Annotated in this window: 1 protein-coding gene; it reads left to right on the top strand. The window is 45.6% G+C overall.

The features are described 5' to 3' along the window. A partial coding sequence (gene nusG, locus ASC50_RS04530) for a transcription termination/antitermination protein NusG (RefSeq protein ID WP_056928760.1) occupies nucleotides 1–436 on the top strand: 436 nt, incomplete at its 5' end. Nucleotides 437–454 lie beyond the last annotated feature (18 nt).

The raw sequence follows: 454 nt of genomic DNA on the forward strand, positions 1-454 counted from the left end.
AGACCGTGTTACGCAGGTTATCGTTCCGACTGAAAAGGTGCTTCAAAATCGCAATGGGAAGAAGACAATCAAAGAGCGAGCGTTTCTCCCGGGTTACATTGTGATTGAAGCCATTTTGGACGGCGAAGTTTCCCACTTCTTAAAAGGAGTCAATTATGTGATTGGCTTCCTTGGCACCAACGAGCCTGCACAGTTGCGACCCGCTGAAGCCGCCCGCATTTTGGGAAAAGCAGACGAACTGCTGGAACAAACTGAGGAGATGGAAGTCGAGTTCATGGTTGGTGAGAACGTCAAGATAAATGTTGGTCCATTCACCGGCTTCCACGGTGAAATCGAAGAGGTTTACCCTGATAAGAAAAAAATCAAGGTAATGGTCAAAATTTTCGGACGTAAAAGTCCCCTCGAGTTAGGGTACTTGCAAGTGGAAAAAGAATAATTTTGATTAGTAGAGACG

It is taken from the genome of Candidatus Symbiothrix dinenymphae, from assembly GCF_001431085.1.